Annotated in this window: 15 protein-coding genes; 14 read left to right on the top strand and 1 reads right to left on the bottom strand. The window is 40.6% G+C overall.

What is annotated here, in order from left to right; translation table 11 throughout:
* The first annotated feature begins 33 nt into the window (after nucleotides 1-33).
* From leuS to lipA, 13 genes are all read left to right on the top strand, one after another.
* A complete protein-coding gene (leuS, locus tag QT16_RS16090) occupies nucleotides 34-2,622 on the top strand; it encodes a leucine--tRNA ligase (RefSeq protein WP_002958527.1) in 2,589 nt (862 codons plus the stop codon).
* Nucleotide 2,623: 1 nt separating this feature from the next.
* Nucleotides 2,624-3,115, top strand: coding sequence for an LPS-assembly lipoprotein LptE (locus tag QT16_RS16085; protein ID WP_024594704.1), 492 nt, complete (start codon nucleotides 2,624-2,626; stop codon nucleotides 3,113-3,115).
* Entirely contained in the window at nucleotides 3,115-4,152 is a 1,038-nt protein-coding gene (holA, locus tag QT16_RS16080; RefSeq protein ID WP_039489323.1) for a DNA polymerase III subunit delta, read from the top strand. The genes QT16_RS16085 and holA overlap by 1 nt, the downstream gene beginning before the upstream one ends.
* Nucleotides 4,153-4,169: 17 nt before the next feature.
* A complete protein-coding gene (nadD, locus tag QT16_RS16075) occupies nucleotides 4,170-4,805 on the top strand; it encodes a nicotinate-nucleotide adenylyltransferase (RefSeq protein ID WP_024594705.1) in 636 nt (211 codons plus the stop codon).
* 55 nt (nucleotides 4,806-4,860) lie between these two features.
* Nucleotides 4,861-5,178, top strand: coding sequence for a ribosome silencing factor (gene rsfS, locus QT16_RS16070; RefSeq protein ID WP_002958523.1), 318 nt, complete (start codon nucleotides 4,861-4,863; stop codon nucleotides 5,176-5,178).
* A 37-nt stretch (nucleotides 5,179-5,215) separates the two neighbouring features.
* Entirely contained in the window at nucleotides 5,216-5,686 is a 471-nt protein-coding gene (rlmH, locus tag QT16_RS16065; protein ID WP_002958522.1) for a 23S rRNA (pseudouridine(1915)-N(3))-methyltransferase RlmH, read from the top strand.
* A gap of 9 nt (nucleotides 5,687-5,695) precedes the next feature.
* A complete protein-coding gene (gene mrdA, locus QT16_RS16060) occupies nucleotides 5,696-7,564 on the top strand; it encodes a penicillin-binding protein 2 (protein ID WP_039489318.1) in 1,869 nt (622 codons plus the stop codon).
* Complete coding sequence (gene rodA, locus QT16_RS16055) at nucleotides 7,561-8,667, top strand: rod shape-determining protein RodA (protein ID WP_039489315.1); 1,107 nt, start codon at nucleotides 7,561-7,563, stop codon at nucleotides 8,665-8,667. The genes mrdA and rodA overlap by 4 nt, the downstream gene beginning before the upstream one ends.
* The gene (locus tag QT16_RS16050) at nucleotides 8,667-9,431 is read left to right on the top strand and encodes a septal ring lytic transglycosylase RlpA family protein (RefSeq protein WP_039489313.1); all 765 of its coding nucleotides are present in this window, start codon (nucleotides 8,667-8,669) and stop codon (nucleotides 9,429-9,431) included. The genes rodA and QT16_RS16050 overlap by 1 nt, the downstream gene beginning before the upstream one ends.
* 313 nt (nucleotides 9,432-9,744) lie before the next feature.
* Nucleotides 9,745-10,908 carry a serine hydrolase gene (locus tag QT16_RS16045; protein ID WP_002958518.1) on the top strand — a complete coding sequence of 388 codons (1,164 nt, stop codon included), beginning with the start codon at nucleotides 9,745-9,747 and terminating at the stop codon, nucleotides 10,906-10,908.
* A gap of 174 nt (nucleotides 10,909-11,082) precedes the next feature.
* Nucleotides 11,083-11,361: a DUF493 family protein YbeD gene (gene ybeD, locus QT16_RS16040; protein ID WP_002958517.1), complete on the top strand. Its 279-nt coding sequence runs from the start codon at nucleotides 11,083-11,085 to the stop codon at nucleotides 11,359-11,361.
* A 19-nt stretch (nucleotides 11,362-11,380) separates the two neighbouring features.
* Complete coding sequence (lipB, locus tag QT16_RS16035; protein ID WP_010554695.1) at nucleotides 11,381-12,034, top strand: lipoyl(octanoyl) transferase LipB; 654 nt, start codon at nucleotides 11,381-11,383, stop codon at nucleotides 12,032-12,034.
* The gene (gene lipA / locus QT16_RS16030; RefSeq protein ID WP_002958515.1) at nucleotides 12,031-12,996 is read left to right on the top strand and encodes a lipoyl synthase; all 966 of its coding nucleotides are present in this window, start codon (nucleotides 12,031-12,033) and stop codon (nucleotides 12,994-12,996) included. The genes lipB and lipA overlap by 4 nt, the downstream gene beginning before the upstream one ends.
* Nucleotides 12,997-13,075: 79 nt before the next feature.
* Here the strand turns inward: lipA and QT16_RS16025 are convergent, their stop codons facing one another.
* The gene (locus tag QT16_RS16025; RefSeq protein ID WP_039489457.1) at nucleotides 13,076-14,362 is read right to left on the bottom strand and encodes a VCBS domain-containing protein; all 1,287 of its coding nucleotides are present in this window, start codon (nucleotides 14,360-14,362) and stop codon (nucleotides 13,076-13,078) included.
* Nucleotides 14,363-14,617: 255 nt separating this feature from the next.
* On the opposite strand from QT16_RS16025, the gene QT16_RS16020 reads away from it, so the two are divergent.
* A complete protein-coding gene (locus tag QT16_RS16020; RefSeq protein WP_002958513.1) occupies nucleotides 14,618-14,857 on the top strand; it encodes an RNA recognition motif domain-containing protein in 240 nt (79 codons plus the stop codon).
* Nucleotides 14,858-15,226 lie beyond the last annotated feature (369 nt).

The raw sequence follows: 15,226 nt of genomic DNA, 5'->3' as shown, positions 1-15,226 counted from the left end.
TTTTATTAGTTTGCAAGAAGTCTGGAACCATAGATGCAAGAGCAATATAACCCGCAAGATATAGAGTCAAAAGTACAAAGCTACTGGGAAGAAAACCAGGTATTTAAAGTCACTGAAGATGAGAGCAAGGAAAAGTATTATTGCCTTTCTATGTTCCCTTATCCGAGTGGTCGACTGCATATGGGTCATGTACGTAACTACACCATTGGTGATGTTGTTTCTCGTTTCCAGCGCCTGCAAGGCAAAAACGTAATGCAACCTATGGGTTGGGACGCGTTTGGTTTACCTGCAGAAAACGCTGCTATTAAAAACAAAACAGCACCTGCTAAGTGGACATACGAAAATATTGATTACATGCGTACACAGCTTAAGCAATTAGGTTTTGGTTATGACTGGGATCGCGAAATCGCGACGTGTCATCCAGAATACTACAAGTGGGAGCAGTGGTTTTTCACTAAGCTTTACGAAAAAGGCTTAGTGTATAAAAAAATGTCGACGGTTAACTGGGATCCAGTGGATCAAACAGTATTAGCTAACGAGCAAGTTATTGACGGTCGCGGTTGGCGTTCAGGCGCTGTGGTTGAGCAAAAAGAAATTCCACAGTGGTTTATTAAAATTACCGACTACGCACAAGAACTACTTGACGATTTAGACAAGTTGGAAGATTGGCCAGAGCAAGTTAAAACAATGCAGCGTAACTGGATTGGCCGCTCTGAAGGGTGTGATATTGAATTTAAACGCACCGATAACGACGAAACTTTTAGCGTATACACAACTCGTCCAGACACCTTTATGGGTGTTACGTATGTTGCTGTTGCTGGTGGCCACCCTATTGCACAAGAAGCCGCTAAAAATAGCGATGCTGTTGCAATGTTTGTTGAAGAATGCAAAAACACCAAAATTGCCGAAGCAGACATGGCAACAATGGAGAAAAAAGGCATAGCAACAGGCTTTTACGCAACTCACCCATTAACGGGCGAGCAAGTACCAATTTGGGTCGCTAACTTTGTATTAATGCATTACGGCTCAGGCGCTGTTATGGCGGTACCTGCACACGACCAACGTGATTTTGAATTTGCAACGGCTTACGGCCTAGATATTAAACAAGTAATTGCACCGGTTGAAGGCTCAGATCTTGAAGTAAACCTTGAGCAAGAAGCATTTACCGACAAAGGTGTACTTGTAAATTCAGGTGAATTTGACGGTCTTGATTTTGACGCTGCGTTTAAAGCTATTGCCGACAAGCTTGAAGCACTCGGTGTTGGGGAGCGTAAAGTAAACTTCCGTCTACGTGACTGGGGTGTGAGCCGTCAGCGTTATTGGGGTTCTCCAATCCCAATGCTTAGCGACGAAGAAGGCAAAGAACTTGCAGCAACAGAAGATATGCTACCAGTTCGCTTACCAGAAGATGTGGTAATGAACGGTGTAACGTCACCTCTTAAAGCAGACCCAGAATGGGCTAAAACAACAGTAAATGGCGCACCTGCGTTTCACGAAACTGATACGTTTGACACCTTTATGGAATCATCTTGGTACTACGCACGCTACTGTAGCCCACGCTACGACGAAGGCATGCTAGATCCAGCGGCTGCTAACTATTGGTTACCAGTAAACCAATACATTGGTGGTATTGAGCACGCTATTTTACACTTATTGTACTCGCGATTTTTCCATAAATTATTACGTGACTTTGGTTTAGTAAATTCAGACGAGCCGTTCGACCGCTTACTTTGTCAAGGTATGGTGCTTGCTGAAACATTTTATCGTAAAGATGAAAAAGGCGGCGATGTATGGATTTCGCCAAGCGATGTAAATACCGAAACCGACGACAAAGGCCGCGTAACTAAAGCATGGCATAAAGAAGACGGTGAGCCAGTATTCTCATCAGGCATGAGTAAAATGTCGAAGTCTAAAAACAACGGTATAGACCCACAACAAGTAATTGCCCAATACGGTGCAGATACAGTGCGTTTATTTATGATGTTTACAGCACCACCAGAGCAAACGCTTGAATGGTCAGACTCAGGTGTTGAAGGCGCACATCGCTTCTTAAAACGTGTATGGAAATACGCAGTAGATGTTAAAACAGTAGGTTACCAAGCACTTGATAAATCAGCGCTCACTAACCCGCAAAAAGTACTACGTCGCGACTTACACAAAGCAATTGCTAAAGTGACTGATGATGTTGAACGTCGTCAAACCTTTAACACCGCTATTGCAGCCATTATGGAGCTTTCTAATAAGTTATTAAAAGCACCACTGAGCGACAAACAAGATGTAGCGATTGCTAACGAAGCACTTGAAGCATTAGTTATTATGCTTGCACCTATTACTCCGCATTTATCACATGAGCTTTGGAAAGAGCTTGGTAAAGAAGGCGAGATTTTAGATGCAGCATGGCCAAAAGTTGACGAGTCGGCACTTGTTGAAGATGAAAAACTAATCATCGTTCAAGTAAACGGCAAGCTTCGCGCTAAGTTAACGGTTGCAGCTGATGCCACTCAAGAGCAAGTAGAAGCCCTTGCGTTTGCGGAATCTAACGTAACTAAATTTACGGATGGCGCAACTATTCGTAAAATCATTTACGTACCAGGTAAACTACTTAACGTGGTAGCTAACTAATATGGCTGCATTTAACGCCATTAAAAATGGACTAGCCTTAGTGCTAGTCTGTTTTTTGTTATCAAGCTGTGGCTTTCATTTAAAAAAAGCCTCTAGCTTGCCTGATAACTTAAAACAGCTAACACTTGTAGGCGATGATGAAAAATCGACTTTATTTACTGAGCTTAAAAAAGAGCTTAAAGCGAGTAACGTAGAGCTTGTATCGTCAGCTAAAGATAAGGCCCAATTGTATTTACGCAAAGAAAGTATTGAACGCCAAACACTTTCGCTGTTTCAAAATGGTCAGGTTGCTGAATACGAACTTGCTTATGGCGTGTCGTATGTAGTTAAACTCCCTGGTGAAAAAGCGATAGAAAAACGTTTTGAGCTTTATCGTAATTACCAAGACGATCCGGATCATGCATTAGCAAAAGCAAAAGAGCTTGAGCTACTCATTAGCGAGATTCGTGAGCAAGCCAGTCGTCGTATTGTTAGAGAGCTGTCGCAACTATAATGCGCTGCTACGCTAATCAACTACCGAATGAATTAAATAAAGGGCTAAAGCCCTTTTATTTAGTATTTGGTGAAGAGCCTTTTCAAGAAGCGCAATGCGTACAACAAATTCGCGACAGTGCTAAACAACAAGGTTTTGATGAAGTAATTAAATTTACTTTAATGCAAGGATTCGATTGGCAAGAAATCATAGCCCAGTATCAGAGCATGTCGCTGTTTAGCGCCCGCACTATTATTGAGCTTGATTTAAACCAACAAAAGCCAGGCGTTATTGGCAGCAATACCTTTAAAAAAGTAGTTGAGCTGGTTAATCCCGATACTATTTTAATTGTTAAAGGCGCTAAAGCCAGTCAAGAAGTACAACGCGGTGCATGGTTTAAAGCCCTTGATAAACTAGGCGTGTTCGTACCTTGCTACCCACTTACGGGCTCTCATGTAAAACGATGGCTTGATGAGCAATGCCAACGTTTATCACTTAATATGCAAAGCGACGCCAAAGTAAGCTTAATAAATGCCACTGAAGGCAACTTATTAGCCTGTTTTCAGGAGCTTGAAAAGCTCTCGCTACTGCACGGCAATGCATTAATTACTCAGCAACTAGTTATGCAAGGGCTGTTAAATCAAGCCAAGTTTGATATTTTTGATTTAAGCGATGCACTATTAAATGGCCACGCTAAACAAGCTATAAAAGTACTAAACAAACTTGCCAGCGATAACACCGAAGTGGTGAGTATTTTGTGGGCTATAACCAAAGAGCTTAATACACTTATAAGTGTGCAACTTGGTTTATTAAATGGCGAACCTATAGCAAATTTATTTAAACAAAAAGCAATTTGGAAAAACCAACAAGGTCCAGTTCAAAACGCAATTAACCGTTTAAATATGCACACACTAGAACAAATAAACAGTGATGTTGCGTTGTTTGATGCCAGTTACAAGCAAGGTAATTTAATTGCACCTTACCAAGCGCTTGCTCATATTTGTATTAAATTTTGCCAGCCGCTCAACATTCCTATGCCTTGCCACGCGGTTAATTAATAAATAATGGGTGTTAAATGATCGCAATTTTTGGTGGCACTTTCGACCCCGTCCATTTAGGCCATCTAAATATGGCGCAGCAATGCGTTAATGCGTTTAATTTAGATACGCTTTATTTTATGCCCTGTGCACTCCCTGCACATAAAGCAGCGCCGGGAATTAGTACTCAGCACCGTATTAATATGCTAAACGCAGCCATTGCACCTTATCCTCATTTTGAACTCGATTTAAGAGAGCTTAACCGAGCTGGTCCATCGTATTCGCTACTTAGTTTGCAAGAACTTCGTAAAGAGCACCCCACTACACCTATTTTATTTTTAATTGGTATGGACTCGTTTAACAATCTCGATAAGTGGTTTGAGTGGAAGGCAATAACGCAGCTTTGTCATATTGTGGTGTACCAGCGCCCTGCTCAACATTGCACTGTAAAAGGTGAGCTCAAAAGCTATATGCAACACGCAAATGCTGGCGAAGTCGCGGCACTTAAACACTCACTTGCAGGTAAACTTTATTTTTTACCGGGTGAAATGCTCGATGCAGCCTCAAGTACAATTCGCAAGCAGCTAAAAAAAAGTAATAAAAAGAATGAACTATTGCCCGACGCAGTGAGTCATTACATAGAAGTGCATCAGCTCTATCAAATTGATGCTTAAAAACTCCTAGCGTGTTAAAATGCGCGCCATTAAATTTTTAAATTGAGACAAAACCTTGGATTCAAAACAACTACTCGCCTTTGCTATGGACAAAATTGACGATATGAAAGCGCGTGACATCGTTCATATTGACGTAACTGAAACATCAGATATTACAGATTACATGGTAATTTGTTCTGGTACTTCTAAACGCCACGTACAGTCAATTGCCGATCACTTAGCAAAAGAAGCGCGTCATGCAGATTCAGAGCCACTAGGTTATGAAGGTGAAGGCGACGGCGAATGGGCACTGGTTGATTTAGGTGATGTGGTTGTACACGTGATGCAAAACGAAGCACGTAGCTATTACGATCTAGAAAAACTGTGGGGCTAAACGCTCACTCATTTTAGACAATGCTTGGAAGTAATACGTGAAAATACAAATGATTGCTGTTGGTACTAAAATGCCAGCATGGGTAGAAACGGGATTTGCAGAATATCAGCGCCGTTTCCCTAAAGATATGGCGCTAGAGTTAATCGAAATTCCAGCCGGTAAACGTGGTAAAAATGCAGATATAAAGCGTATTTTACACATTGAAGGTGAAAAAACATTAGCGGCTATTCCAAAAGGCAATCGTATTGTAACGTTAGAGGTAACAGGGAAAGCACTGGATACTCACCAACTTGCTAAAAATATGGAAAAATGGCAACTCGATGGCCGCGATGTAAGTTTACTTATTGGTGGACCTGAAGGACTTGCTCCAGAGTGTATTGCAGCGTCTGAGCAAAAATGGTCGTTATCTAATTTAACATTGCCGCATCCTTTGGTGCGTATAATTGTTGCAGAGAGCCTTTACCGAGGCTGGAGCTTAAATAACAACCATCCTTATCATCGCGAGTAACCCCTTGCCATGCTAAAACATAGACCCACTATTCGTGACCACTCCGCAGAAGCAAACTTATTTGCTAGGCGAGCATTCGTGGGTTTTGTTTTTGTATTAGGATTAGTCGCAGTATTGCTTTCTAATCTTTATACTATTCAGGTCGAAGATCACCAAGACTACCAAACCCGCTCCAACGATAACCGCATTAAAGTTATTCCTATTGCCCCCAACCGTGGTTTAATTTACGACCGTAACGGTGTGCTACTTGCTGAAAACAAACCTGTTTACAACCTTGAGGTCATCCCCGAAGAGGTAGATGACCTTGACGAATCGCTTGATCAAATAAGTAAAATAATTGCGATTACAGAGCAAGACAAACAAGACTTTTTAAAAGATATAAAACACACCCGTCGTTTTAAATCACAAGTATTAAAAGCTCGCTTAGACGAAACAGAAGTGGCGAAATTTTCGGTTAATCAACATAAATTCCCTGGTTTTAGCATTGAGGCACGCCTTGCACGCTACTACCCATTTGGCGACACACTAACGCATGCGCTCGGTTACGTTGCCAAGCTTAATAGAAAAGAGCTAAACCAATTAGAACAAGAAGACCGTGCAACCAATTACCGCGCCACACATGATATTGGCAAACTCGGCATAGAAAAATATTACGAAGAAACACTGCACGGTAAAGTAGGCTCACAACGGGTAGAAGTTAATAACCGTGGCCGTGTAATACGCACCCTGAGCATGACCCAACCGCAACCTGGTAGCGACCTAGTACTTACTTTAGACGTGGGCTTGCAACAAATAGCACAACATGCGCTTAAAGATATGCGTGGCGCTGTTGTAGTTATGGACGCCAAAGATGGCGGCGTGCTGGCACTTTATTCAAACCCAAGTTACGATCCAAACTTATTTGTACACGGCATTAGCAGCAAAAATTATAAAGCGCTGCTTAACCAAGACCGGCCATTAATAAACCGTACTACGCAAGGTCGTTATGCGCCGGCCTCTACTGTAAAGCCCTTAATGGCTGTATTAGCGCTTGAAGAAAATATAGTAAATGAAACAACATCAATGTGGGATCCAGGCTTTTTTGAAATACGAAACGTAGAGCATAAATGGCGTGACTGGAAACGTTGGGGCCATGGTCATGTAGATGTATACAAAGCCATTGAAGAGTCGTGCGATACCTATTTTTACGATGCGGCTTATCGATTAGGCATTACTAAAATAAGCGATTTTATGGCCCGTTTTGGCTACGGTGATTTGTCAGGTATTGATATTCACGAAGAAACTACTGCTATTCTACCTTCAAAAGAATGGAAAGAAGGACGCTTTAAAGAGTCTTGGTGGCCTGGTGACACAATTTCTGTAGGCATTGGCCAAGGTTACTGGACTGCCACACCAATTCAAATTGCAAATGCAACTAACATATTAGTTAATCGTGGTATTAATCATCCCCCTCATTTGGTGCAAGTGATAAAAAAAGATAACGACATAACGCAAATTAACAACGAAGAAAAACCTCCTGTTATTTTAAAAGATCCGCGCCATTGGCAAGTATCGTTAGATGCAATGCATAATACAGTACAAAAAATATCAGGCACAGCCCACAAAGCATTTAAAGGGACTAACTACGACTCGGCTGGTAAAACCGGTACCGCGCAAGTAGTTAGTATTGCCCAAGGTGAGCGTTACGATGCAGAATCTCTTAAAGAGCGCCAACGCGATAATACAATTTATGTAGGCTTTGCACCTTATAGCGATCCTAAAATTGTGGTTTCTGTTGTGTTAGAAAACAACCACGGCGGTATTCAAATAGCTCGCCAACTTATGGATTACTACTTTGCAGCCAACCCTGTTAATCTTGCAAGGAACGAGACACCATGACCGCTTTGCACGATAAACGCTCTATTTGGATGCGTATGCACCTAGACCTACCGCTGCTTATTGCACTACTTATAATGATGGCTGGCAGCATAATGGTTGTTTACAGCGCAAGCGGGCAAGAGTCTTCTATGATGATTAGGCACATGACCCGCATGGGCGGTGCGATTTTTGCTATGATTGTTTTAGCCCAGTTTTCGCCTGCCACGTTAAAGCGGTTAGTGATCCCACTTTATTGTGTTGGGTTATTAATGCTAGTCGGTGTACTTTTATTTGGTGTAAGCTCAAAAGGTGCGCAGCGTTGGCTCAATTTAGGGGTGACACGGTTTCAACCTGCAGAATTAATGAAGTTGGCTGTCCCGATGATGGTAGCTTGGTATATAGGTAGAAATCACTTACCACCTCGCCCGCTACATTTAATTATTGGTTTTATGATTGTAATGCTCCCTACATTATTAATTAAAGAACAACCCGATTTAGGTACCGCTATACTTATTGCAAGCTCAGGTATATTTGTATTATTTTTGTCTGGTTTGAGTTGGCGTTTAATAGGCTTTTTAAGCTCGATTGTAGCGCTTGCTGCATGGCCATTTTGGCACTACGGTATGCACGATTATCAAAAACAACGTGTACTCACCTTTTTAGACCCTGAGAGCGATCCGCTCGGTTCGGGTTATCATATTATTCAATCGAAAATTGCTATTGGATCAGGCGGCATAGAAGGTAAAGGCTGGTTGCTTGGTACACAATCGCAATTAGAGTTTTTGCCAGAGCGCCACACCGACTTTATATTTTCGGTTTTAAGCGAAGAATTTGGCTTATTCGGCGTATGTGTTTTACTTAGCCTGTACTTATTTATTATTGGTCGTGGTTTATACATTGCTGTTAATGCACAAGATGCATTTGGTAAATTGCTCGCAGGCGCACTCACCCTCACCTTTTTTGTATATGTATTCGTAAACATAGGCATGGTATCGGGTTTATTACCTGTTGTAGGCGTACCTTTACCACTGATTAGTTATGGTGGTACATCGATGGTGACGTTAATGGCAGGATTTGGCATTATTATGTCAATCGCGACAGATAAAAGGATGCTTTTAAAATAATGCGACACACAAATCAGCTTATATTTACCACGTTATTAATTTTGCTTTTAAGTGCTTGTAGTAGTGGGCCAAGTAGCCGTTATAGTATGCGTCATGATGCAGCGCCATTAAGAGCCCCAACTACACTTGAGATGCAAGACGCTATAGTTACCGAAACCACTAAAAGTGCTAGCGCTAGCCGCCCATACACAGTGCTTGGTAAAAGCTATTCGCCCATGCTTGATGAGACGGGTTATAGTGAGGAAGGCATTGCCTCTTGGTATGGTCGTAAATTTCATGGTTATCACACCTCAAATGGTGAAACGTATGATATGTTTGCGATGACCGCAGCGCATAAAACGCTGCCACTACCTAGCTTTGTTAAAGTAACCAATACAGCAAATGGTAAATCGGTAATCGTACGCGTGAACGACCGTGGCCCATTTCATGACGATAGAATAATTGATCTTTCGTACGCAGCCGCTTATAAGCTTGGCTACTACACCCATGGTACAGCAAAGGTTAAGCTAGAGGCCGTTACGCTTGCGGGCGCAACTGCGCGTCAAACCTATATTCAGGTAGCTGCAGGTAGTACACTTGCTAATATTGAAGCACTTGCCAGCACATTGCGAGAGCAATACAAATTACCAACAAATATTGTGCAAAAAGACGATATTTACAGACTGCATTTAGGGCCAATAAAAGATACCCCTCATGCAAACGAAGTATTAAAAAAATTAAAAGAAAATCAATTTCAAAACGCGTTCTTGCTTTACACTCAGTAAGACTAATACCCAAACTACCCCAGGATGCAGAATTCAGCGTTGCACTGGGGCTTAATATCTAGGCGTTACTTTGTAGAAATGGTAATCCCTTTTAAAAAGTAACAACACAGAGAGTAAGCTCCAGTGAAACGCCCTAAGGGTTGTTTTAAAAACGATTTATACTGCGTTATTGATTTGAACAATAGAGTAACTATTATTTGCAATCAATGCCTTGCCTAAATCGTTTTTAACTCCAACGACGCTCGCATCTCGGGGTAGTTTGGGTATAGAATGGCGTAACGCGAATCTTTAACTTTAACCATTAATGAGTATGATGAAATCTATTAAACATAAAATCCTCAAAGGTGTATGCGGCCTAGTTTGTACAGCCGCCGTATTCTCAGCCAGCGCCCAAATTATTCCGGCACCACCTCAAGTTAATGCGAAAGGTTATTTTTTAGTCGACTTTACAACAGGTAAAGTTATTGCTGAAGGTGAAGCCGATACACAGCTAGCACCTGCAAGTTTAACTAAAATGATGACCAGTTATGTAATTGGTACTGAAATTAAAGCAGGTAATATTGCCACTACCGATATGGTAACGGTAAGCGAAAAAGCATGGGCTAAAAACTTTCCAGAATCTTCAAAGATGTTTATTGAAGTAGGTAAACAAATTAGTGTTGATGAGCTTAACCACGGTATTATTATTCAATCAGGTAATGATGCATGTGTAGCAATGGCTGAGCATATTGCTGGAAGCGAAAGCGCATTTGCTGATTTAATGAATGCTCATGCTGCTAAATTAGGTATGAGCAACAGTCACTTTATCAACAGCCACGGCCTTGATACTGACGAGCACTTCACAACTCCACGCGATATGGCGACACTTGGTGCTGCTCTTATTCGTGATGTGCCAGATGAATATGCACTTTATAAGCAAAAATCGTTTACTTATAACGGCATTAAGCAATATAACCGTAACTCATTATTATGGGATGAAAGCTTAGATGTTGACGGCATTAAAACAGGGCATACATCAGAAGCTGGTTACAGCCTAGTTACCTCAGCAACTAAAAACGATATGCGTTTAATTGCTGTTGTTATGGGTACCTCAAGCGAACGAGCGCGTAAAGTAGAAAGTAAAAAGCTACTTAACTATGGTTTTCGTTTTTATGAAACAATTACGCCGTACAAAGCAGGCGATAGCTTTGCAGAACAACGTATTTGGATGGGTAACAAAGAGAACGTATCTTTAGGTATTTTAGAAGATACACCAATTACTATCCCACGTGGTCAGCATAAAAACCTTAAAGCTAACTTTGAGCTAGATAATACGCTTGAAGCACCACTTGCTAAAGGTACTAAAGTAGGTACGTTATTCTTACAACTAGAGGGCGAAGATATTGCTCAATACCCACTAGTAACACTTGAGGAAGTGGAAGAAGGCAGCTTCTTTAGCAAAATTTATGATTACTTACGTTTACAGATCATGCAGTAATTTATATCTCCCCTATTAACTAGGTAACTAATTTAAACGTCTCCGCTGTGAGGCGTTTTTTTTTGCTTGAAAAATGTTAGAATGCGCCCCATATAAGCAAGACTGCTAATTGCCTATCTGTATTAAGCTTCAAGCTTGCATAGAGTCCACACTTTTGTATGAGGAGTCACCGTCGTGGTTCAACCTGTTAAAGATACTAAATTTGATGAGTACCTAGAGTACCCTTGCCCATTTACATTCAGAATAATGGGTTTAGCTAACGTAAACTTAACTGATCAAATTTTAGCTAAGTTACAACCAATAGCACCTGGCGATTATGCCCCTAAAGTAAAACCAAGCAGCAAAGGTAATTACGAGTCAGTAAGCCTTGTAGCAACAGTTACTAGTGGCAAACACATTGAAGAAATTTACAACGTGATCAGCAATATTGATGACGTACGCCACATGCTTTAATCCATAGTTGAGATTTGTTGTGAACGAAAACACTTTGATCGTACGCCAACTGGGTCGTCAGCGTTATATGCCAATTTGGCAAAAAATGCAGGACTTTACCGACACCCGTGATGAAAATACGCCAGATGAAATTTGGCTTGTAGAGCACGAGAGTGTATTCACCCAAGGTCAGGCTGGTAAGGACGAACACTTACTAGCTCCTGGCGACATTGAGGTGATTAAAGTTGACCGTGGCGGGCAAGTAACTTACCACGGCCCTGGCCAGCAAATGATGTATGTATTATTTAATCTACGTCGTTTAAAGATTGGTGTACGTGAACTGGTTACGTGGCTTGAAGAGTGCATTATTGAATCACTCGCCGAGTATGGTATTGAAGCTTATGCTAAAGCTGATGCACCCGGTGTTTACGTTAATGACAGTAAAATTGCATCCCTTGGTTTAAGGGTTCGTCGTGGTTGCTCGTTTCATGGCTTAGCATTAAATGTTAACATGGACCTAAGTCCATTTTTACGCATTAACCCATGTGGTTATGCGGGCATGAATATGGTGCAAACTAAAGAATTAGATGGTCCTCAAAACCTAGAAAGTGCGGGTGAAGGATTGGTGAAACACATGATCAAGAAGCTTAATGCAACACAGGTTAAGCATACTGAAGGGTTTGAAAACGAATGAATAAACCAGTCAAAATGGAACCAGGTGTAAAACTACGCGACGCAGAAAAAATGGCGTTGATCCCAGTAAAAGTTTTACCTACAGAAAAAACTGAAATGTTGCGTAAGCCAGAATGGTTAAAAATTCGCTTACCTAAATCAACCGATCGTATTGACGGTATTAAAAAAGCGCTACGTAAGCATGGCTTACACTCGGTATGTGAAGAAGCTTCGTGCCCTAACCTATCTGAATGTTTTAACCACGGTACAGCTACCTTTATGATTTTAGGTGCAATTTGTACTCGTCGTTGCCCATTTTGTGATGTTGCTCATGGTCGCCCATTAAAACCTGATGCCACTGAACCTGAAAAGCTAGCACTTACTATTAAAGATATGAAGCTAAGCTACGTTGTAATCACTTCAGTTGACCGTGATGATTTACGTGATGGTGGTGCACAGCATTTTGCCGATTGTATTCGCGAGATTCGTAAACATAATCCAACTATTACTATCGAAATTTTAGTACCTGATTTTCGTGGTCGTATGGACCGCGCACTAGAGATATTAATCGAGACGCCACCAGATGTGTTTAACCACAATCTTGAAACTGCGCCACGTTTATACAAACTAGCTCGTCCTGGTGCTGACTATAAATGGTCATTAGAGTTACTTCGTCGCTTTAAAGAAGCTCACCCAGAAGTAAAAACTAAATCAGGCTTAATGGTTGGTTTAGGTGAGGAAATTAGCGAAATTGAAGAAGTACTTCGCGATTTACGTGCTCACAACGTTGACATGCTAACTGTAGGCCAATACCTACAACCTTCTAAGCATCACTTACCGGTTAAGCGCTACGTGCCACCAGTAGAGTTTGACGGCTTAAAAGCGTATGCAGACGAAATTGGCTTTACTCACGCGGCTTCGGGCCCGTTTGTACGTTCAAGCTACCATGCTGATCAACAAGCAGCGGGTAAAGAAGTGAAGTAATCACTTTCTCAAAAAATTAAAAAAGCCGTTAATGATGCATAATCATTAACGGCTTTTTCATGCTAATTGATAAAATAGCTTACTGCGCTATCTTACCTTTTGTAATAGAAAAATCAGCAAACCTAACACGTTCTTCATCAGCGCGAAGGCTGTCGGTTTCAACAATTGAGCGGTATATTCCCCACTTAGGACGAGCAAAATCAGCATCACTAAAGCCGCGCCACATATCTATGTTTTGCTCGCTTATATTAAATATCTCTGCATTATCGCTTAAGCGCGTTAACGTCATATCAAACTTGCCATTTTCACTAAATGTAGCTTGTACAAATACCTCGACCCATTCATCTGTAATGAGTGACCAGTCGGTTTCAATGAGGTTTTTATCAAGACCCGTGCTGTTACCGTTTTCATCAAAGCCTGCGCTATATCGCACTTGCAGCTGATTACCTGTACTGTTTTTTTGCGCACCCGAGAGCGTAATAATAGGCTGATCGTCATTACCATTAGTATTATCGTTGCTATCATTTCGAGCTTTTATTTGAAAAAAATGGCTAAACTTACTCGTAAGCTCAAGCTCGCTGCTTACTTTAAATTTCCAGCTATATTGAAATGTCTCACCTTCAAACGCCAGTGTTTCTTGTGGTGATTTATCGTAGGTTTTTATTTCGTTACGTTGCCTGTCACTTGCACCTTTGTCTTTATCTTGGTCATCATCTCGGTGAGCTAAAAAGACAAAATGGCTACCAATTATCGTATCGGTATCTTCGATAATATGGACAACACTTTCATGATTGCCAGCATATAGGTCTGGAGATTCAATTGACCCTTCGCCGAAGACATTTTCAATAAGTGTGTATGCGTCAAGCCCCGAATTAACGCCATCTGAACGCAATAAAACGTGTGATATTTTCTCAAAGCCATCAGCTTGAGCTATTGGTGCACCTACAATTGTTATGATAATTTGTGCGCTAGTACCATCTACAGAGTTTACTGTTATTGTATCTTGTAGTGTTTCACCTTCACTTAAAGATGTTATTGATGCGTTTAAATCGTCAAGTGTGTATGACCAATCTCCACCAGCATTTAAGCTAAAAAAACCATAGCTTGTAGCGCTATTTTCTTGTGCTACAAAAGCAGCTTCGCCTGATTGTTGATCCGTAATAGTTAACGAGCCTGTTATTGCATCATTACTATCACTAATAACTTCACCTAGACTGTTACCACCAATTAATGCAGGAGTTTGTGAAGAAATCGCTTCATTATTTTGCACCGTAGGATCAGAGCCTGAGCTGCCACAACCAGTAATTAAACAAGATAGAAGTATAGCTGTAACTGTATTACACGGTTTAAGGGTATATTTAGACATGAGTAGTTCTGTGGTTAATAGTAAGTTAATTAAATATGAATTTACCAATTTATTGTACAAATAACCACAACTCAATTACCAATTAATATTACCAATTTACTGATATTTTAAATTTAATTATAAAATCTATTATTTTCATAGTGATACAAAAAATTATTTCTATAGAGCGTTTATTTATATTTGTTTTAAAATAAAATTAGGTTAAACCTGAGTTACTTGAGATAATTAATACTGACATAATTATTTAGGTTCATTATGAAACTATTAGTTCGTAACTTGTCTCGTGCTACCACTGAGCATGAGCTTCGTACTTTATTTGCAGAGCACGGTAAAGTGACTACCTGTAACTTGGTACTTGATAAAGAAACTGGTCAATCTAAAGGTTTTGCCTTTGTAGAAATGCCAAACGACATAGAAAGTAAAAGCGCAATTACTGCACTTAACCAATCTACTGTTGATAAAAGTAAGATCCGCGTAAAACTTGCAGACGCATAAAGCTAACTGCAACTTATGCTAAAAAACCAGCTAATGCTGGTTTTTTGCTTTTAGTGCCAAGTATCGTATTTAAGCTTTATATTTAGCTAAAAAAACTAAGCGGTTATTAAATCGCTTTTTTTATACTTATAGTGCCCAGTATTATAAAAGAAGCAGACAGCACAAAAAATGTCTCCTGCTCAGCTAATATTGCAGCAGCAAAAAATGCAATGCCACTAGCTATAAATAAATACCCACTTTTTTTACATTGGCCCATTATGTGCTCCTTTAGGTTGTTCGTTATTTATACACTTTATAAAATCAATCTGCAATTGAATGAAAAGTTCTCTATAAAAATTCGACATCGCTGCGGTGCTTCCTTTATATTGA

This window comes from Pseudoalteromonas distincta (assembly GCF_000814675.1).
Taxonomy (GTDB): domain Bacteria; phylum Pseudomonadota; class Gammaproteobacteria; order Enterobacterales; family Alteromonadaceae; genus Pseudoalteromonas; species Pseudoalteromonas distincta.
This window is presented reverse-complemented; position numbering and strand designations above follow the sequence as displayed.